Source organism: Mycobacterium sp. (assembly GCF_050700595.1).
Taxonomy (GTDB): domain Bacteria; phylum Actinomycetota; class Actinomycetes; order Mycobacteriales; family Mycobacteriaceae; genus Mycobacterium.
In genome coordinates this window covers 15,937-34,251 of sequence record NZ_JBOHHI010000055.1, presented here as the reverse complement: position 1 = coordinate 34,251, position 18,315 = coordinate 15,937, and the positions used below count along the sequence as shown (strand labels likewise).

Here is an 18,315-nt window from a genome sequence, read left to right as displayed (position 1 = left end):
CGCCCCTTCCTCACCAAACTCGATTGCACGCTGTCGGGGCACGTAGACCCCGCTTGGTGAACTACGTAGAGACGAGGAACGGGCAGGCCCCCCAACCCATTGACAAAAACCTCTTACGTTGGTGTCGGCCGGGGACACGCACGCTCGCGGGAAAAATTAGCTGCAGACCGCTCCGAGCGCGGCCGACCCGACCAATTTGACGTACTTGGCCAGCACACCGGTGGTGTACCGCGGTGGCGGCGGTGTGAAACCCGCACGGCGGGCGTCGAACTCGTCAGCGTCGACCAACACATCCAGGGCGGCGTTGGCGACATCGAGCCGGATCCGGTCGCCGTCGCGCAGAAACGCGATCGGTCCGCCGTCGACGGCCTCGGGCGCGACATGGCCTACACACAGGCCGGTGGTGCCGCCGGAGAACCGGCCGTCGGTCAACAACAGCACATCCTTACCCAGCCCGGCGCCCTTGATTGCGCCGGTGATGGCCAACATCTCGCGCATTCCGGGGCCGCCCTTAGGACCCTCGTAGCGGATCACCACCGCGTCGCCGACGGTGATGATGCCGTCTTCGAGGGCATCCAGTGCAGCGCGTTCGCGATCGAAAACCCTTGCGGTTCCTTCGAATACATCGGAGTCAAAGCCGGCCGTCTTGACCACCGCGCCCTCGGGTGCCAGCGAACCGTGCAGGATGGTGATGCCCCCGGTAGGGTGAATCGGATTACTGAGGGCGCGCAGGACCTTGCCGTCGGGATCCGGCGGGGCGATGTGCGCAAGGTTTTCGGCGACGGTCTGCCCGGTCACAGTCAGGCAGTCACCGTGCAGCAGACCGGCGTCCAGCAGCGCCTTCATGACCACCGGCACCCCGCCGATGCGGTCGACGTCCGACATCACGTGCCGGCCGAACGGCTTGACGTCGGCCAGGTGCGGCACCCGCGAGCCGATGCGGGTGAAATCCTCCAGTGACAGCTTGACGTTGGCCTCATAGGCGATCGCCAGCAGGTGCAGCACCGCGTTGGTCGATCCGCCGAAGGCCATCACCACCGCGATCGCGTTCTCGAACGCCTCCTTGGTGAGGATGTCGCGCGCGGTGATGCCGCGGCGCAGCAGTTCGACGACGGCCTGGCCGCTGTGCCGCGCGAACCCGTCGCGGCGGTGATCGGTGGCCGGGGGCGCCGCGCTGCCGGGCAGCGACATCCCCATCGCTTCAGCGGCGCTGGCCATCGTGTTGGCGGTGTACATGCCGGCGCATGCCCCTTCGCCGGGGCAGACCGCTCGTTCGATCGTGTCGACGTCCTCCCGCGACATCAGGCCGCGCGCACACGCACCGACTGCCTCGAATGTGTCGATGATCGTGACTTCGCGTTCGCTACCGTCGGATAGCTTGGCCCACCCGGGAAGGATTGTGCCCGCGTACAGAAACACCGCCGCCAGGTCCAGCCGGGCTGCGGCCATCAGCATCCCGGGCAGCGATTTGTCGCAACCGGCCAACAGCACCGCGCCGTCGAAGCGTTCGGCCTGCATCACGGTTTCTACGCTGTCGGCGATCACTTCTCGTGACACCAGTGAGAAGTGCATCCCCTCGTGACCCATTGAGATGCCGTCGGACACCGAAATCGTCCCGAACTCAAGCGGATATCCGCCCGCGGCGAATACCCCATCCTTTGCCGCTTTGGCCAGCCGGTCCAATGGCAGGTTGCAGGGGGTGATTTCGTTCCACGACGACGCCACCCCGATCTGCGGCTTGGCGAAGTCGTCGTCCTCCATGCCCACCGCCCGCAACATTCCACGGGCGGCAGCCTTCTCCAGGCCGTCGGTGACGTCTCGACTGCGGGGTTTGATGTCGACGGCGGACGGCGCGGTTGTAGACGGATCGCTGGGTTTGGCCATAATCCCAGTATGCGCGTGCTGTGATGGCCGCCAAAACTAAACCATACCCTATCGGGGTATAGGGTACGCTGGCGGCGTGCCCGAGACAGGAGGAGCAGATGACATCTGCACACGGATATTCGTCGCAGAAGGAAAACTACGCCAAGCGGCTGCGCCGGATCGAGGGACAGGTGCGCGGCATCGCCAAGATGATCGATGAGGATAAGTACTGCATCGACGTCCTGACGCAGATCAGCGCCGTCAACAGTGCGCTGCGCTCGGTGGCGTTGAACCTGCTCGACGAACACCTCGGCCACTGCGTCAGCCGCGCGGTCGCCGAAGGCGGCAACGACGCCGACGAGAAGCTCGCCGAAGCTTCTGCGGCGATCGCCCGGCTTGTCCGGTCCTGATCGGTAACGGTTGAGGCAAACACGTGGTTGAGTAGTGGCCGTGCGGCCAGCCCGGACCGGGGGAGGACCATGGACGTCGCGGGTCGGCGTGCAGTTGGCGGTGCTGGCGGCGGCGGCCTTCATCTACGTCACCGCCGAGATCCTGCCGGTGGGCGCGCTGCCCTCGATCGCACGAGATCTGCATGTCAGTGTGGCGGTGGTCGGCACATTGCTGGCCTGGTATGCGCTGGTGGCGGCGCTGACGACAATTCCGCTGGTGCGCTGGACCGCGCACTGGCCGCGGCGACAGGCCCTGCTGCTGTCGCTGGTCTGTCTGACCGCCTCGCAGCTCGTATCGGCGCTGGCACCCAACTTCGTCGTGCTCGCCGGGGGCCGGGTGCTTTCCGCGATCACCCACGGTCTGATGTTGTCGGTGGTGGCGCCGATCGCCACCCGGTTGGTCCCGGCCAGCCACTCCGGGCGCGCGACGACGGTGATCTATGTCGGTATCAGCCTGGCGGTTGTGGTCGGCAGCCCGGTGACCGCGGCGATGAGTTTGTTGTGGGGCTGGCGATTGGCCGTCGTGTCGATAACCGTGGTGGCCGCGGCGGTCACCATAGCGGCCTGGGCGGTGCTGCCGGCGATGCCGTTGAGTGACGACCAGCTGGCCAGTGTGGGCGCGGGCGCACGCCATCACCGCAACAGGCGGCTGGTGATGGTGAGCTTGCTCACCATGGTCGCCGTCACCGGCCACTACATCTCCTACACCTTCATCGTGGTGGTGATCCGGGACGTCGTCGGTGTGCGGGGACCGAACCTGGCCTGGCTGCTGGCCACCTATGGCGTCGCGGGCCTGGTGGCGCTGCCGCTGGTCGCCCGGCCGCTGGACCATCGGCCCAGGATCGCCGTGATCAGTTGTATGAGTGGGTTGTCGGCGGCGTTCGTCGTGCTGACGGCGCTGGCGTTCGGCGGCAAGCCCACCGCGGCGACGGCCCTGATCGGAGCCGCCGCGATCGCATTGTGGGGCGCCGCCGCCAACGCGGTGTCGCCGATGCTGCAAGCTGCGGCGATGCGTGCCGGAGCCGACGACCCCGATGGGGCGTCCGGGCTATACATGGCGGCGTTTCAGATCGGTATCACAGTCGGATCCCTGGCCGGCGGACTGCTCTACGAACGCAGCGCGCCCGTGATGCTGACCGCATCGGCGATCCTGGTCGGCGCCGCAGCAGCGGGGATGACGGCCAAGCGGCAACTGTTCGACGTGCCGACAGCCGCGCGACTGTAACGTCTCGCACTTCGCGGCGATAAACACAGCAGCTCAGCGCTATCGCCGGGTCGTTGAGGGGTGCCCCGGCTGCTCGCTGAACCGGTAGCCGCTCTCGGCGCTATGCCACACTTGGCTGAGACTCTCACTGGAGGTATGGCGTATGTCGCGATGGACGAGGGGTTCTCTCGTCGCCGCGGTCAGTGCAGCCGGGTTGACCGCTGTGCTGGCACTCGGTAGCGGTTCGGCGCTGGCCGACCCCGACCAGCCGCCACCGCCCGGCGATCCAGGGGTGCTGGACGCCGCAGCGGCCGACCAACCGGCCCCACCGCCGGCGGCCGACCCGTCGGCCCTACCGCCTCCGGCGGATCCGCTGGCGGCCCCGCCTGCTGCCGACCCGTTCGCGCCTGCAGCACCGGCGGCCGCGCCGGCAGGCCCGGTTGCGGGCCAGAATCCGGCGCCGTTCACCGGCCAGCCGCCGTTCCTGCCCCCGAGGTTCACTCCGGTCAGTGGCTCGATGGTCGGCGTGGCCCAGCCGATCATCATCAACTTCCAGCGACCGATCGCCGACCAGGGCATGGCCGAGCAGGCGATCCACGTTTCGTCGGAACCGCCGGTGCCCGGCAAGTTCTACTGGCTGACTCCGTCTCAAGTCCGCTGGCGGCCGAACAACTTCTGGCCCGCCCACACCGCGGTGCACATCGACGCGGCTGGCGCCACGTCGGACTTTCACACCGGTGACTCGCTGGTGGCGACCGCCGACGACGCCACGCACCAGATGACCGTTACCCGCAACGGGACCGTGGAGAAGACCATCCCCATGTCGATGGGTATGGCAGCGGGTGGTCACCAGACCCCGAACGGCACCTACTACGTGCTCGACAAGAAAGCCAAGGTGGTGATGGATTCCACCACGTACGGGGTGCCGGTCAACTCGACCTACGGCTACAAGGTCGATGTCGAGAACGCCGTCATGTTCGACAACAGCGGTGACTTCGTGCACAGTGCGCCGTGGTCGGTGGGCGATCAGGGCAAGCGCAACGTCACCCACGGCTGCATCAACATCAGCCCATCCAATGCCAAGTGGTTCTACGACAACTTCGGCACCGGCGATCCCATCGTGGTGAAGAACTCCACCGGCGCCTACAGCAAGAACGATGGGTCCAACGACTGGCAGACGAACGGCCCGCTGGGTTAGTTCCAAATCCTGACCCGGCGCGGTGGATCCAGATAGAGCGCATCGTCTTCGGTGACGTCGAAGGCGTCATAATAAGCATCGATGTTGCGGATCACGCCGTTGCAACGGAACTCCGGTGGGGAATGCGGATCCACCGCCAGCCGTCGGATCGCCTCGGCTTCACGGGATTTGGTGCGCCACACCTGCGCCCAGCCGAAGAACACCCGCTGTACACCGGTCAGGCCGTCGATGACCGGGGCGGGCTGCCCGCCCAGCGACAGCTGGTAGGCCAGCAGCGTGATCGACAGGCCACCCAGGTCGCCGATGTTTTCGCCGACGGTGAATGCGCCGTTGACATGGTGCCCGTTCTCGAGCTCGCGCGGCGTGTAGACGTCGTACTGCTCGATCAGCGCGGTGGTGCGGGTGCCGAACTCGGCGCGGTCGTCATCGGTCCACCAGTTGACCAGGTTGCCGTCGCCGTCGTATTTGGCCCCCTGGTCGTCGAAGCCATGCCCGATTTCGTGGCCGATTACCGCTCCGATACCGCCGTAGTTGGCGGCGTCGTCGGCATCGACGTCGAAGAACGGTGGCTGCAAAATCGCTGCGGGAAAGACGATCTCATTCATTCCAGGGTTGTAATAGGCGTTGACGGTTTGCGGTGTCATAAACCATTCGTCGCGGTCGACCGGCTCGCCCAGCTTGGCCAACTCGCGGTCGTAGTTGACTGCGTAGCCGCGTCGGTAATTGCCGTATAGGTCGTCACGATCGATCACCAGTTGCGAATAGTCTCGCCACTTTGCCGGATAGCCGATCTTTGCGATGAACTTGTCGAGCTTTGCCAGCGCCTGCTCCCGGGTCTGCGGTGTCATCCAGTCCAGGCCGGTAATACTGACCCGATACGCCTCGCGCAGGTTACTTACCAGCGTATCCATTCGCGTCTTGGCGTCCGGCGGGAAATACCGTTGCACGTAGAGCCTTCCGACGGCATCGCCCAACAAACCCTCTACCAGCGACACCCCACGCTTCCAGCGATCACGGATCTGCTCGGCACCGGTCAGCACGCGCCCGTAAAATGCGAAGTCCTGGCACACCACCGCGTCGGTGAGCAGTCCGGCCCGGGCGTGGATCAACCGCCAACGCGCCCAACGCTTCCAGTCCTCGAGATTCTCGCTGTCCCACAATGCCGCAAAGGCGGTAAGATAATCAGGCTGGCGCACAACGAGTTCCGATATCATATCCGGAGTGCTGCCCAGCGCGGTGACCCAGCCTGTCCAGTCGAAGCCCGGTGCCTCGTGCGGAAGGCCGGCAAACGTGCGCAGGTTGTAGCTCAGTTCGGCGTCGCGGCGCTTGACCACATCCCAATGCGCGGCGGCAAGTTTGGTCTCCAACGCCACGATCCGGGCCGCCGTTTCGGCGTGGTCTGCCGAGTCTTTGCCGTACACCAGGGCGAACATCGCCGTGATGTGTCGCGGATAGGCGGCGAGCACCTCGGCATGCTGCTCGTCGCGGTAATAGGACTCGTCGGGTAACCCGATCCCGGACTGAGTGACATGCACGAGGTAGCGGGTGGAGTTCTTCGCGTCGGTGTCGACATATGCCCCGACGCCGCCGCCGACCCCGGCGCGCTGCAGCGCCCCGACAACGCCCGCCAAGGCGTCTCGGTCTGCGGCGGCATCGATCAGAGCCGACTCGTCGAGCAGCGGTTGCATGCCCCGGCGTTCGGTGGCGGTTTCGTCGAGGAAGCTGGCGTAGAGGTCCCCGATATGCTGTCCGTCGGTGCCGATGGCCGGGTTGCTTTCGCTGGCTTCCGTGATCAGGTCGCGCACCCGGACCTCGGCCCGATCAAACAGGGAGCGAAAGGCGCCGTCAGTCGCGCGGTCGGCGGGAATCTCGTGGTCGGCCAGCCAGCGGCCGTTGACGTGACCGAACAAGTCGTCTTGGGGGCGGATACTGGCATCGACGTGGCTCAGATCGATGCCCGAGCGGATGGTCTCTACAGTCACCGTTCCCATGATTCCATGACCAACCAGGACTCGGCGCGTCGCCAATCCACCCTCGCTGGATTCGACCCCGGCGTTGCCAGCCGTGTCCCGACGCCAGGTAGCCTCACGGCCATGCCCGACGCGGAGCAGACCGAGCCGACAGCCGAGGCCGCCGACGCAGCGCCCGAATCACCGGCCGGCCGGGTCTTCTCCGGCTACGGGATCGCCTCGGCCGTGCTGGGCGTGTTGTCGGTGGCCGCGATCACCCTGACGGTGATCATCTGGTCGGCGCATCGCGGCGACGTCGGTGAGCGGCATTACCAGAGCCGGGTCCTGCAGTTCGCGGTGGAGTGGACCGGTGCGCTGATCAATATGAACACCGACACCGTCGACGCCAGCTTGCAACGGCTGCACGACGGCACCGTCGGGCAGCTCAACGTCGATTTCGATTCCGCGATGCTGCCCTACCGGCAGGTGGTGCAGCGGTTGCAGTCACGCAGTACCGGACGGGTCGAAGCCGTCGCGATCGAAGCGGTGCACCATGATATGGACGTTCGGCCGGGTACCCAGCGGCCGGCCGAGCAGTTGCCGTCCGAGATGGCCAGCCGTACCGACAACGTCATGCTGGTCGCCACGTCGGTTGGCGAGAACGTCGGCGCCAAGCCGCAGATCGTGCACTGGAATCTGCGCCTGGCTGTATCCGATGTGGATGGCAAACTGCTGATCTCGCGGCTGGAGTCGATTCGATGAGAAACGCGTGGCGGCTACTGGCATTCGATGTCGGTGCACCGTTGGCCGCGATCGCTGCACTGCTGATGATCGGGGTCATGCTCGGCTGGCCACTATGGTGGGTGGCGCTGTGCCCGGTGCTGGCGCTGCTGATCGTCGAAGGAGTGATGGTCAATTTCTGGCTGCTGCGCCGTGATTCGGTGACCGTCGGCACCGACGACGACAGGCCGGGGCTGCGCTTGGCGGTGGCCGGGGTATGCGCAGCGACCTTGGTGGCCGTCGTAGCGGTCGGTTTCACCCGCTGGAAGATGCCGGACGGCGACTTCAACCGCGACTCCGCGGAGGTGGTGCGGATCGCGACCGGAATGGCCGAGGCCACAGCGACATTCACCCCGGGCGCTCCCAGCGCATCGATCGAGCGGGCTACGGCGATGATGGCGCCCGAGAAGGTCAATGCGCTCAAGGAACAGTACACGAAGGCCAGCGCTGATCTGGCCCAGCGCAACGTCACCGCTCGAGCGCAGACACTTTCGGCCGGTGTCGAAGCACTCGGACCAGCAGCGGCGCTTGTGGTGGTAATTCTGCGGGTCACACAGGAAGCACCGGGTCAGCCACCCCAGCGCGCCAGCCCGGCGATGACTGTGGCGCTGACCAAACAGGGTGACCGCTGGCTGGTGCTCGACTGGTCACCGGCCAATTCACGCTAGCGGTATCGCAAGCGCGGCGAAGCCGGGCGCAGCGGGTCGCCGCGCGACGACCTACGCCAGGCGTGCGTGCTCGACCATCAGACAACGATCCATCACGACCTGGATTCCGGCGGCCGCGGCGTCACGGGCCACCGGTTCGTGCCACAAATCCTGCTGCAGCCATAGGGTTTTCGGATGCGGCTCAAGTGCGAGAGTGTCAGCCAGCACCGACGGCAGCTGGTCGTGCCGTCGGAAGACGTCGACCAGATCGGGTACCACCGGCAGGCTGGCAAGGCTGGGATACACCAGGGCGCCGTCGATTTCGGTGATTGACGGGTTGACCGGGTAGACCTGGTACTGGCCGGTCCCGATCAGGTAGGAGTAAATGTCGTAACTTGGTCGATAGTGGTTGGCCGACGCCCCGACCACCGCGATGGTGCGGGTCTCGCGCAGGATGCGCTGCAATGTGGGATCGTCGGGCTGACCACTCATCAGATGTCGTCCGGCGGACGCCGAGATCTCAGCTTGGTGAAGCGGTCCGACAGTCGCCGCATCCGGATCATCAAAGAGGCCGACGGGCTGACTTTGGCGTCGAGGTAGCCGGCCAGCTCGTCGATGGGCACGCCGATGCGGGATGCGAACTCCCGCGGCCCGAGCCCCGATCGCTCCATCAGCAGTCGGACGTGGCGGGCAACTTCCTCGCGTTCGTTGGCCTCCAGGTGGGCGCGGGCACGGTCTAAAACTTCGGCCAGCGCCTTGGAGATGCCGTATGGGCGGGCGTCGTCCAGCACCTCTTCGACCTGGCGGGCGGTCCGCCCGTAGGGATCGCGTTTGAGCGCGACAGCAATTTTCTTCCAGGTGGCGATGTCGCCGCCTTCCAGCGCCGCGTAGATCGCCGACGTGGGCCAGAACTCCACCGGTTGATCGGCGTAGGGCGGGCGGATAGGCCGTTGCGGCGCCGGTCCGGGGCGTCGGTCCGCTGCCAACGTCACCTCGCCTCCTCCAGCATTGCTACCGCCACAGACAGGCAGCGTTGCCTGACCTCTTCCCAGTCTGCCTTCCCATCCGGTTCAGACCAACGACCGTCATCGAGGTCAGACGGATGGGGATCGGCGAGTCGGCGAACCAACTGGGTGGCGATCCATTGCCGCCTCGATGACTGACAACAGTAGTACCTGTCCATCCCGCCCAGCACGACACCGGCGGTTTCCGGCTCCATCGCATCGACCAGCTCAGCAAATTCCGCGTAGTCGCGGCTGCTGTTGCGGCTCACGATCAGGTAGCCCTTCAGCCGCAGCGTTTCGGCGCCGGTCGGGATTTGCAGACGGTCTCCGGTAGGCAACTGCACGTGGGTGGTTTCCACCGGACTGCGCCGCTCGAACGTCGAGGCCTCGGTTTCCAGTGCGTCCAGAGCGACGGAGATCCGGCCCCGCCACAAGGTGACCGGATGCACCAACCGGACAGTCCGCCCGGCGCCGTTGCGGGACGGCAAGCCGCCGACAAGTTTGCGGGCCATCGACTGACCAGGACCGGCCGCTCCGGTCAGGGCCGCGCGGCCGGTAGCGTCGTCGTCGCCGCCCTTGACCCGGCCGCGCACGTCGTCGCCGCGCCCGCAACCGGTGAACGCCAACGGGTCGGTCACGCAGATCGCATCCGGGACCAGGTGTTTGAGCCTGGCTGCTGACTTGATCACCATCCGCAGGTCGGCGCCGGGTACCGCCGGCGCGGAGATGTCGTCGGGAATCATCACGACATCGCCGAGATCGACCATAGGCAGCGGCTTTTCGAAGTCAACCGACGGCAGAATGCGGTGCAGCCAGGCCGGCACCCACCAGTTCCACTGCTCGAACATCGCCATCAACGCCGGCACCATTACCAGCCGCACCACCGTGGCGTCCACCGCGATCGCGACGGCGCACGCCACCCCGATCTCGGCGACCAACGGCATACCGGCGAACGCGAAACCGATGAACACGGCGATCATGATCAATGCCGCGCTGGTGATGGTGCGCGCGCTGGTGCTTACGCCGTAGGCGACGGCGTCATGGGTACTGCCGGTCTGCAGGAAACGTTCCCGGATCCGGGTCAGCAAGAAAATCTCGTAGTCCATCGACAACCCGAACGTCATCGCCAGCACCAGCGGCGGGACGGTGCTGTCGATGGAAGTGATCGGTGCGAACCCGAGTTTCTCCAGCCAGCCCCACTGGAAGACCATCACCAGACTGCCGTAGGCGGCCGCCACCGACAGCATGGTCATCAGCACGCCCTTGAAGGCCAAGAACACCGACTGGATGGAGATCAGCAGCATCACGAACGCGATCAGGGCGACGAACAGCAACACCAGCGGTTCGGTCGTGGACACCCGGTCGTCGAAGTCTTTGATCAACGCGGTCGGCCCACCGACATCGATCCTGGCCGAACCGGCGCCCGGCACCCCGGGCAGGTGAGCGCGCATCCAGTCGACGGTGTTGCGGGCACCCATATCCTCGGGGTCCGTCGATAGCACGGCAGCGAGCACGGCGCTGCTGTTGTCGTCGGCAAACGCCGGCGGCGCCACCGAGACGACATTTGGGGACCGCGCTAACTCGCGGCGGATCGCCGCGAGAGTTTCGGTGTGCCCGGCCGTGGACGCACCGCCGTCGGTAAAGCTCACCAGCACCTGCACCGGGCCCAGTGCGCCCGGTCCGAGCGCTTCGGCTGCTCCGGCCACCCCGGCGCGGATCTCATGGGAGGAGTCGAATTGCCGCAGCAGGCTATTGCCCAGCACCATCGACGTGGCGGGCGCGGCCATGGCGATCAGGATTGCCGATGCCGCCAGCGCCGACGCCCACGGCCGACGCATCACCCAGCCGATCCATCGCGTCCAGAACCGCGACTGGGTGGTCTCTGGGCGTCGTGACCAGTGCAGCAGCGCCGACCTCTTGGCCGCGGCCCGGCCGAACGTCGCCAGCACCGCCGGCGTCATCGTGGTCGAGGTCAGCATCGCGATCGCGACAGCGACAATCGCGCCGGTGGCCATCGACGCCAACGCCGGAGTGTCGATCAGGTAGATCCCGGTCAGCGACGCGACAACGGTCATGCCGGACAGCACCACCGCAAGTCCGGAGGTCCCCATCGCCGCATCGACAGCGTCGGCGGGCTGCCGCCCGGCGCGCAGTTCTTCGCGGAAGCGCATCAGGATGAACAGCGAGTAGTCGACGGCGAGTGCGATACCGAACATCGACACCGTCGAGGTGACGAACACCGACATCGTGGTGTAGGCCGACAACAAATAGACCACGCCCATGGTGATCGCGACCGTGCAGATCCCGAGCGCCAGCGGGATCGCCGCGGCCGCCAGCGAACCGAACACCGCCAGCAACACAATCAGGATGATCGGCAGGTTCCACCGTTCCGCCGCGGCGATGTCGTGTTTGGTGTTCGCCGCGGCGGCCGTGCTGAGCGCGCCCTGCCCGATGACATACAACCGCACTCTGCCGTTTTGGATCCGCCCGGCCTGATCGCCCTGGACGCCGACTTTGGTGCGCAACTTTTTGGCGGCGTCGCTGGCGCCGGTGTTGGTGGAATCCAGCCGCAGTGACACCACGTACGGCCGGTCGGGCTGCGGTGGCCGTTGGGCCGGATTGGGCACGATCGTCACGTCGGGGACCTCCGCGGCGACCCGCTTCAGCATCGTGACGGCGGCGCTCATGTCCTGGTAGCTGGCGTCCGCGCGGGGCGCGGCGACCAGCGCCAGCCCGGACGCTCCCTGGTCGGGGTAATGCGCCTCGAGCTGGTCGTGGACCCGCAGCGACTGGGACCCGGCCACCTCGAAGCCACCGCCGGTCAGGTGACTCGACTGGGTCACCGTCAGATAGATCGCGGGAACCAGCGCGAGCAACCACGCTGTGAAGACCAGCCAGCGGAATCTGCGCAGGTTGCCGGACAACCGCATCATGAACTGCTGGATTTCTTCTCTCCCCGCACTAGGTTGTCTGGGCGGCGACCCGCTGCGCTCGGCTTCGCCGCGCTAGCGATCGCCTGGGCTCGTTATGGCGACCCGCTGCGCCCGGCTTTGCCGCGCTGGCGATCGCCACCGGCGTTGCGTGCAGGTGAGCCTACCGCAGCGTGCTGAACAGTGCTTCAGCTTTCCGGTCTCTGAGCTGCAACAACTCGGCAACGGCGGTCGATACTGCCGATCGCGGCCCGCAACTCCCGGTCGGCTGAATTGGCGGCAGCGCCCGAACTGATGGCAGGATGTCCGGGGAGCGTTCCCGGCTCGGGGAATTGTTGCCCGAAAAAAGCCGAGCTTGCAGCTGTTTGCGAGGCGTGCCGACATTCGCAAACCGTTAAGGAGCTCTCGATGACTTCCATGGCTGGAAGCCCTGCGACGTTGCGCCACAGGCTTATCGGCGTACTGAGCGCCACAGCGCTGGGTGGGGCCATCACCGTCGCGACGATTGTGCCGTCGGCGACTGCCGCGTCCGACCCCTGTTCGGCCAGTGAGATGGCGCGAACGGTCGGGTCGGTCGCCAAGTCAGCGGGCGATTACCTGGACGGGCACCCGGAGACCAACCAGGCGATGACCACGATCCTGCGGCAGCCCGCCGGGCCCCAGTCGGTCACGTCGCTGAAGAGCTACTTCGAAGCCCATCCCAAGGTGGCCAGCGATTTGCAGACGATCTCACAGCCGCTGACGGGCTTGTCGACGGAGTGCAAGCTTCCGGTCTCGATTCCGCAGATGCTTGGGTTGATGCAGGGAGCACAGGGCGGCACTGTGCCCGCGCCGACCGGGCCGCTTCCGGGTCCTGCGGCGGGGGTCCCGCCAACCGTGATCAGGTAGAACTGGGCCGATTTTCCGCGTCCGGCGGCGGCACCGGCCCTTGTAATGCAGTATCGGCGGACGCCGACCGGCTGCTATCCGGCGCTGATGTGTCGCCGGATGCTTCGGTTGGTTCGGCGGGTGTCCCTGCGTTGTTGCCGTTGTTGTTCTCGACCTCGACCTCGTTGTTGGTGCGGAACATGAAGAAGAACACCACCCAGCCGATCGCGGCTATCAATATCCAGCTGATCAGCCGGTAGATCAGCATCGCCGAGATGGCGTCGGGCAGCGACATACCGCTGGAGACCAGACCGGGCACCAACACCGCCTCGACCACCAACAAGCCGCCCGGCATCAGCGGTATCGTCCCGACGGCGCGGGCGGCAGCGTACGCGACCGTCAATCCGGCTACCGACGCGTTGCCTCCGGCGGCGTAGACGGCGAAGCCCAGGCAGGCCACATCCGCCACCCAGTTGAACAACGACCAACCGAACGCGACGCTCAGGTCGCGGCGGCCGAGGCTGACCGACTCCAACTGGGTAAGGGTTTCGCGCCACTTCCCCAAGCCGGTGTCGGCCGCCTTGCCCCGCACCGAGTTGACCCAAGACAGCACCCGAGCGCCGATCCCGTCGATCAACTCCGGCCGTGACGCCACCGCCTGCGCAAGCAGCAGCAGCGCCACGAACCCGCCGAGGGTGAACAGCAGCGAGAATGGGTTGTTCTTGGCGCCCAGGAAAAATGCGCCGCCCAGACCGAGCAGCGCCAACCCGACCGCCTGCAGCACGCCCGACATCACCAGCTGCCACGACGCCACTAGCGTCGAAGCGCCCCAAAGTCGTTGTTGCCGTAGCAAAAACGTGGCTGAAATCACCGGCCCACCCGGCAACGTGGTGCTCAGCGAGTTAGCGGCGTAGAACGCGGCTTCCGACCGCAACTGTTTGACATGTACCCCGGCAGATCTCAGCAGGGTGCGCTGAATCTGGGCGAAGCTGTGCATCGAGGCGCCAGCAGCCGCCAGTGCGGCCAGCAGCCACCACCACTTCGCTGAATACAGGCTCGTGGCGGCCTTGGCCAATTGGTCCCACACCAGCGCGACCTCGACCGCGAGCACGGCCGCCACGATGCCCATGATCGCCCAGCGGATCCACCAGTACCTGCCCCGCGCAGGCTCTTCCTGACGGTTCGCCATTCGGGCCGGCGCGTCATAAGACACGTGCTTTAGGGTAACCGCGCAGCCCTAACCCTGATCGTCGCTTCGTGCACGCCGCGCCGCCGCGTCACGGAATCGTTGTGGCGACCCGCCACGATCTTTGTGGCGAAGGCGCAACGGCCGGCAGTTACGCTTAGCCGCATGCCGTCGACGCGCGACGACGACTCGGTCGAACCGATTGTCCGCAAGACCGCAGCGTGGGCATGGCGATTGTTGGTCATTTTGGCCGCGCTCGTTGCATTCCTGTGGGTGATCAAGCGGCTGGAAATCATCGTCGTCCCGGTTCTGCTCGCGTTGATGCTGAGCGCGCTGCTGGTGCCGCCGGTGGACTGGCTGGACCGACGGGGTGCACCGCGCGGCGGCGCGGTGGCCCTTGTGTTGCTAACCGCATTCGCGATTTTGGGCGGCATCCTGTCTTTCGTCATCAGCCAGTTCGTCATCGGGTTGCCGGATTTGGTTGACCGGGTCACCCAGAGCATCGACTCCACCCGCAGGTGGCTCATCGAAGGTCCGGCGCACCTGAGCCGTCAACAGATCGACAACGCGGGCAACGCCGCGATCGAGGCGTTGCGCAACAACCAGGCGAAGTTGACCAGCGGTGCCTTATCCACCGCAGCGACCATCACCGAAATTGTCACCGCGGCGCTGCTGATGCTGTTTACGCTGATCTTCTTTCTCTATGGTGGCCGCAACATCTGGCAGTACGTCACCAAGATCTTCCCCGCCGGCGCGCGCGAACGGGTGCGCGCCGCGGGCCGGGCCGGCTACGGGTCGCTGATCGGCTACGTGCGGGCCACCTCCCTGGTGGCGTTGGTCGACGCGGCGGGAGTGGGCACCGGTCTGGCGATCATGAGTGTGCCGCTGGCGCTGCCGCTGGCCTCACTGGTGTTCCTCGGCGCCTTCATCCCGCTGGTCGGTGCGGTGATCAGCGGCTTTCTGGCCGTCGTGGTCGCCCTGCTGGCGAAGGGATTCGTCTACGCGTTGATGACCCTCGGTGTACTGATCGGGGTCAACCAGCTCGAGGCGCATATCCTGCAGCCGCTGGTGATGGGTCGGGCGGTGTCGATCCACCCGCTGGGGGTGGTGTTGGCGATCTCGGCCGGTGGTGTGCTCGCCGGTATCGTCGGTGCGCTGTTGGCCGTCCCGACGGTGGCCTTCCTCAATAACGCGTTTCAGGTGCTGCTGGCGCGGGACCCGTCCGCGGAGGCCGCCACGCAGGCAGCCGAAGGGACCACGATCATGGACGCCGAACCCGACGACATCGAGGCCGAATCCGACGCCACGAAAAGCATCGAGTAGGTGGATTGCGCGGTTAGTTCCAGTTAGAACCGGCCCTCACGACGCAGCAGATCCTGTGCGCTGAGTCCCCCGCCACGGCGTGGGCGGCCCGGTTTGGCGTTCGCGCTGTTGTTACCGCGAGAGTTCAGGTTGTCGGTGGCCCGCTCGGGGTCGTTGTTCTCTGGCGGGACCGGGATAGCGGTGGTGGCCTCGTTGCCATCGCCGGATGCCGGCGTCGATCGATCGGCAGCGGGCTCTGCTCGCGACGACTGCGCAGAGTCGTCCGAACCGCGCGAATCATCGCGGTGCTCAGCATGTTTGGGTTCACGCAGCTCGGATAGCCAGGACTCGATTTCGCGGTCTTGTGCCGGCTTGTCCGACCGCTTGGACCGGCGCTCACTGCCTCGGCCGGGAGCCGGCGCGGCGAAGCGGGTCGTCGTCGCATCCTCGGGTTCCACCGACCCCGGGATCCGCATCCGAGTAGTGCCGGCGGTCGACGGCGTGTCCTGAACCGGCGGCCGGTAGTCGGTCCGAACGGGTGGGCGCGGACGCGCAGAGCCTTTCACGCTCGGGTGGGTGGGGTCGTGCGGCGGCCGCGGTTTCGTGGTGACCGGGTCGCGCGCGGCGACAGGAGAACGCTCGGGGCGGCGGTGGGCGGCGGGCCGCTTGCGCTCGTCGGGCAGCCGGATCTCGCCCAGCCCGATGCGGGTCTGCAACCGTTTCATCCACCGCGGCGCCCACCAGCAATCGTCGCCGAGCAACTTCATCACCGACGGCACCAAGAACATCCGGACCACGGTGGCGTCCAGCAGCAGAGCCGCCATCAGGCCGAAAGCGAGGTACTTCATCATCACCAGGTCGGAGAACACGAACGAACCCGCGACCACGGCCATGATCAGCGCGGCCGCGGTGATCAGCCGTCCGGTGGTGGCCGTGCCGATCCGGATCGCCTCCGAAGTGGACATACCGGATTCGCGCGCCTCGACCATCCGGGAGACCAGGAACACTTCGTAGTCGGTGGCCAGACCCCAGCCCACCGCGACCACCAGCGCGATGATGATCACCATCAACGGCGTCGGGGTGAAGTTCAGCAGACCCGCGCCGTGCCCGTCGACGAAGATCCAGGTCAGGATGCCCATCGTCGACCCGAGCGTCAACGCGCTCATCACCGCGGCCTTGAGCGGCAGCACCACCGACCCGAACGCCAGGAACATCAACAGTGTGGTGGTGGTCAGCATGATCACAAGCATCAGCGGACCCTGGGTGGACAAGGCGTGGATGCTGTCCTGTTCGAGCGCGGGGGTGCCGCCGACCAGCAGGCTGAGCCCCTTGGGGGCGGGGATCGCCCGCAGGTCCTTGATCTTCTGCGCGGCGTCGTTGCGGTTGACCAGGCCGTTCTCGATCACCCGGACCGACTTGTCCTTCGACGCACCCGGCAGCTCGGGGCGTTCCTTCCACATGTCGGCCGGGTTGTTGTCCGTTTCGACGAACCCGCTGATCGCCCTCGCCTTGTTGCGGATGTCGGCGACCTGCTGGTTGGTGACGTCCTTGTGGTGGTCGGATTCGATCACCAGCGTCAGCTTCTCGGTGCGGAATCCGGGGAAGATCCCGTCGAACTGTTCTTGTGCCTGACGGGCCGAATTGTCCGGCGGCAGGTACTTCTCGCTCATGCCGCCGAAGGACAGCTTGCCCAACGGGATGATCAGCGCGATCATGACAAGCACGATCGGGATGGCGAACAGCAGCGGCCGCTTCATCACGACGTTGACCAGCTTGCCCCAGAACTCGCCCTCGACTTCCTCGCGGGTCTTGGTCTTCTGGGTCTTCTCGGTCAGGAAGTTCAGCCACCAGTTCATCGGCTTCCAGTTACGGAAGAACGGCACCCGCAACAGGGTTCGCACCCCGAGCGCGTCGACGTGGCGGCCCAGCACCCCCAGGCAGGCCGGCAGCAGCGTGATCGACAACAGCGCTGCCAGCCCCACCGCCGCGAAGATGGCGTAGGTCAGCCCCTTCACGAAGCCCTGCGGCAGCACCAGCAGGCTGGCGCCCGAGACGATGATCAGCACCGCGGAGAACACCACGGTGCGACCGGCCGTCATCACACTGCGGCGCACCGCGGCCTCGGTGTCGTAGCCTTCGGCGATCTCCTCCCGGAAGCGGCTCACCACGAACAGCCCGTAGTCGATGGCGAGAGCGAAACCGATCATGGTGATGACCGGCTGGGCGAAGAAGTTCACCGGCCCGAAGAGGGTGACCAACCGCAGGATGCCTAGCGCGCCGGCGATGCTCAAACCGCCGACCATCACCGGCAGGCCGGCGGCGACCACCCCGCCGAACACGAAGAACAGCACCACCGCCACCAGCGGCAGCGCCAGGACCTCCATCCGCTTCTGGTCGGTGGCGATGGTGCCGGTCAGCGCGTCGGCGACCGGCTGCAAACCGGCCAGTTTGACGGTGCCGCCGTCGAGCTTTTGCAGGCTCGGCTCGACGGCCTGGTAGTTCTTCAGGATGGTGTCGTCGTCGTCGCCCTTGAGCTGAATGGACGCGAAGGCGTGCTGTTTGTCGGCGTCGGCCATGGTGCGCAACTTGTCGGGGTTGGTGAAGTAACCGACCCAACTCAACACCTGGTCCGGGTGGTCGCGCTTGAAGGTGTCGAGTGCTTGCTTGGTGTCGTTGAACCACGTCTTGTCGTCGACCGTCTTGCCCTTGGGTGCGGCGAAAACAGCCACAATATGGCCGGTGCGGTCTCGGCCGTACACCTTGTCGCCGTCCACGGAGGCTTTCACCGATTGGCTGCCGTCGTCGTAGAAACCGCTCTGGGTGACATGCTTGCCGAGGCTCATCCCGAAGATGCCGCCGCCAAGGCACACCGCCACCATGACCCCGATTACGATGAACCGGTAGCGGTAGACAGTTCGACCCCACCAGGCGAACAC

The 18,315-nt window shown here is 66.1% G+C and carries 13 protein-coding genes and 1 pseudogene; 7 read left to right on the top strand and 7 right to left on the bottom strand.

All coding sequences use genetic code 11. The features are described from left to right. Nucleotides 1–156: 156 nt before the first annotated feature. Complete coding sequence (ilvD, locus tag ACRDTL_RS05115) at nt 157–1,884, bottom strand: dihydroxy-acid dehydratase (protein WP_431505634.1); 1,728 nt, start codon at nt 1,882–1,884, stop codon at nt 157–159. Between the two features lie 98 nt (nt 1,885–1,982). On the opposite strand from ilvD, the gene ACRDTL_RS05110 reads away from it, so the two are divergent. The 3 genes from ACRDTL_RS05110 to ACRDTL_RS05100 all read left to right on the top strand — a co-directional run bounded on the left by ACRDTL_RS05110 (nt 1,983) and on the right by ACRDTL_RS05100 (nt 4,714). Then, nucleotides 1,983–2,273, top strand: coding sequence for a metal-sensitive transcriptional regulator (locus ACRDTL_RS05110; protein ID WP_431505633.1), 291 nt, complete (start codon nt 1,983–1,985; stop codon nt 2,271–2,273). A gap of 34 nt (nt 2,274–2,307) precedes the next feature. Beyond that, nucleotides 2,308–3,537 (top strand): MFS transporter, encoded by a 1,230-nt coding sequence (locus tag ACRDTL_RS05105; RefSeq protein WP_431505632.1) that lies wholly within the window; start codon nt 2,308–2,310, stop codon nt 3,535–3,537. Between the two features lie 142 nt (nt 3,538–3,679). Beyond that, nucleotides 3,680–4,714, top strand: coding sequence for a L,D-transpeptidase (locus ACRDTL_RS05100; protein ID WP_431505631.1), 1,035 nt, complete (start codon nt 3,680–3,682; stop codon nt 4,712–4,714). On the opposite strand, the gene ACRDTL_RS05095 is transcribed toward ACRDTL_RS05100, so the two are convergent. Then, entirely contained in the window at nt 4,711–6,705 is a 1,995-nt protein-coding gene (locus ACRDTL_RS05095; protein WP_431505630.1) for a M13 family metallopeptidase, read from the bottom strand. The two genes, ACRDTL_RS05100 and ACRDTL_RS05095, sit on opposite strands and share 4 nt — an antisense overlap. Before the next feature lie 102 nt (nt 6,706–6,807). Between ACRDTL_RS05095 and ACRDTL_RS05090 the strand changes: the two genes are divergently transcribed. Then, nucleotides 6,808–7,425 carry a hypothetical protein gene (locus ACRDTL_RS05090; protein WP_431505629.1) on the top strand — a complete coding sequence of 206 codons (618 nt, stop codon included), beginning with the start codon at nt 6,808–6,810 and terminating at the stop codon, nt 7,423–7,425. Then, entirely contained in the window at nt 7,422–8,111 is a 690-nt protein-coding gene (locus ACRDTL_RS05085; RefSeq protein ID WP_431505628.1) for a hypothetical protein, read from the top strand. The genes ACRDTL_RS05090 and ACRDTL_RS05085 overlap by 4 nt, the downstream gene beginning before the upstream one ends. 51 nt (nt 8,112–8,162) lie before the next feature. On the opposite strand, the gene ACRDTL_RS05080 is transcribed toward ACRDTL_RS05085, so the two are convergent. The 3 genes from ACRDTL_RS05080 to ACRDTL_RS05070 are packed head-to-tail and all read right to left on the bottom strand — an operon-like array spanning nt 8,163 to nt 12,027. Then, entirely contained in the window at nt 8,163–8,582 is a 420-nt protein-coding gene (locus ACRDTL_RS05080; RefSeq protein ID WP_431505627.1) for a CoA-binding protein, read from the bottom strand. After that, nucleotides 8,582–9,082, bottom strand: a complete 501-nt coding sequence (locus ACRDTL_RS05075) for an XRE family transcriptional regulator (RefSeq protein ID WP_431505626.1) — start codon at nt 9,080–9,082, stop codon at nt 8,582–8,584. Before ACRDTL_RS05075 ends, ACRDTL_RS05080 begins: the two co-directional genes overlap by 1 nt. Continuing rightward, a complete protein-coding gene (locus ACRDTL_RS05070; protein ID WP_431505625.1) occupies nt 9,079–12,027 on the bottom strand; it encodes an MMPL family transporter in 2,949 nt (982 codons plus the stop codon). Before ACRDTL_RS05070 ends, ACRDTL_RS05075 begins: the two co-directional genes overlap by 4 nt. 414 nt (nt 12,028–12,441) lie before the next feature. On the opposite strand from ACRDTL_RS05070, the gene ACRDTL_RS05065 reads away from it, so the two are divergent. Continuing rightward, nucleotides 12,442–12,912, top strand: a complete 471-nt coding sequence (locus ACRDTL_RS05065) for a hemophore (RefSeq protein WP_431505638.1) — start codon at nt 12,442–12,444, stop codon at nt 12,910–12,912. 165 nt (nt 12,913–13,077) lie between these two features. Here ACRDTL_RS05065 and ACRDTL_RS05060 read toward each other — a convergent pair. After that, a pseudogene (locus tag ACRDTL_RS05060) lies at nt 13,078–14,104 on the bottom strand (lysylphosphatidylglycerol synthase transmembrane domain-containing protein); the annotation flags it as partial. A gap of 138 nt (nt 14,105–14,242) precedes the next feature. Here ACRDTL_RS05060 and ACRDTL_RS05055 point away from each other — a divergent pair. Next, entirely contained in the window at nt 14,243–15,400 is a 1,158-nt protein-coding gene (locus ACRDTL_RS05055) for an AI-2E family transporter (protein WP_431505624.1), read from the top strand. A 23-nt stretch (nt 15,401–15,423) separates the two neighbouring features. Here the strand turns inward: ACRDTL_RS05055 and ACRDTL_RS05050 are convergent, their stop codons facing one another. After that, nucleotides 15,424–18,315: an MMPL family transporter gene (locus ACRDTL_RS05050; protein WP_431505623.1), complete on the bottom strand. Its 2,892-nt coding sequence runs from the start codon at nt 18,313–18,315 to the stop codon at nt 15,424–15,426.

What these genes read in the sequence shown, in the direction of transcription:
- ACRDTL_RS05065 (WP_431505638.1), top strand. Translation starts at nt 12,442, where the DNA reads ATGGCTGGAAGCCCTGCGACGTTGCGCCACAGGCTTATCGGCGTACTG.
- ACRDTL_RS05100 (WP_431505631.1), top strand. Translation starts at nt 3,680, where the DNA reads ATGTCGCGATGGACGAGGGGTTCTCTCGTCGCCGCGGTCAGTGCAGCC.
- ilvD (WP_431505634.1), bottom strand. Translation starts at nt 1,884, where the DNA reads ATGGCCAAACCCAGCGATCCGTCTACAACCGCGCCGTCCGCCGTCGAC.
- ACRDTL_RS05095 (WP_431505630.1), bottom strand. Translation starts at nt 6,705, where the DNA reads ATGGGAACGGTGACTGTAGAGACCATCCGCTCGGGCATCGATCTGAGC.
- ACRDTL_RS05070 (WP_431505625.1), bottom strand. Translation starts at nt 12,027, where the DNA reads ATGATGCGGTTGTCCGGCAACCTGCGCAGATTCCGCTGGCTGGTCTTC.
- ACRDTL_RS05055 (WP_431505624.1), top strand. Translation starts at nt 14,243, where the DNA reads ATGCCGTCGACGCGCGACGACGACTCGGTCGAACCGATTGTCCGCAAG.
- ACRDTL_RS05110 (WP_431505633.1), top strand. Translation starts at nt 1,983, where the DNA reads ATGACATCTGCACACGGATATTCGTCGCAGAAGGAAAACTACGCCAAG.
- ACRDTL_RS05080 (WP_431505627.1), bottom strand. Translation starts at nt 8,582, where the DNA reads ATGAGTGGTCAGCCCGACGATCCCACATTGCAGCGCATCCTGCGCGAG.
- ACRDTL_RS05085 (WP_431505628.1), top strand. Translation starts at nt 7,422, where the DNA reads ATGAGAAACGCGTGGCGGCTACTGGCATTCGATGTCGGTGCACCGTTG.
- ACRDTL_RS05090 (WP_431505629.1), top strand. Translation starts at nt 6,808, where the DNA reads ATGCCCGACGCGGAGCAGACCGAGCCGACAGCCGAGGCCGCCGACGCA.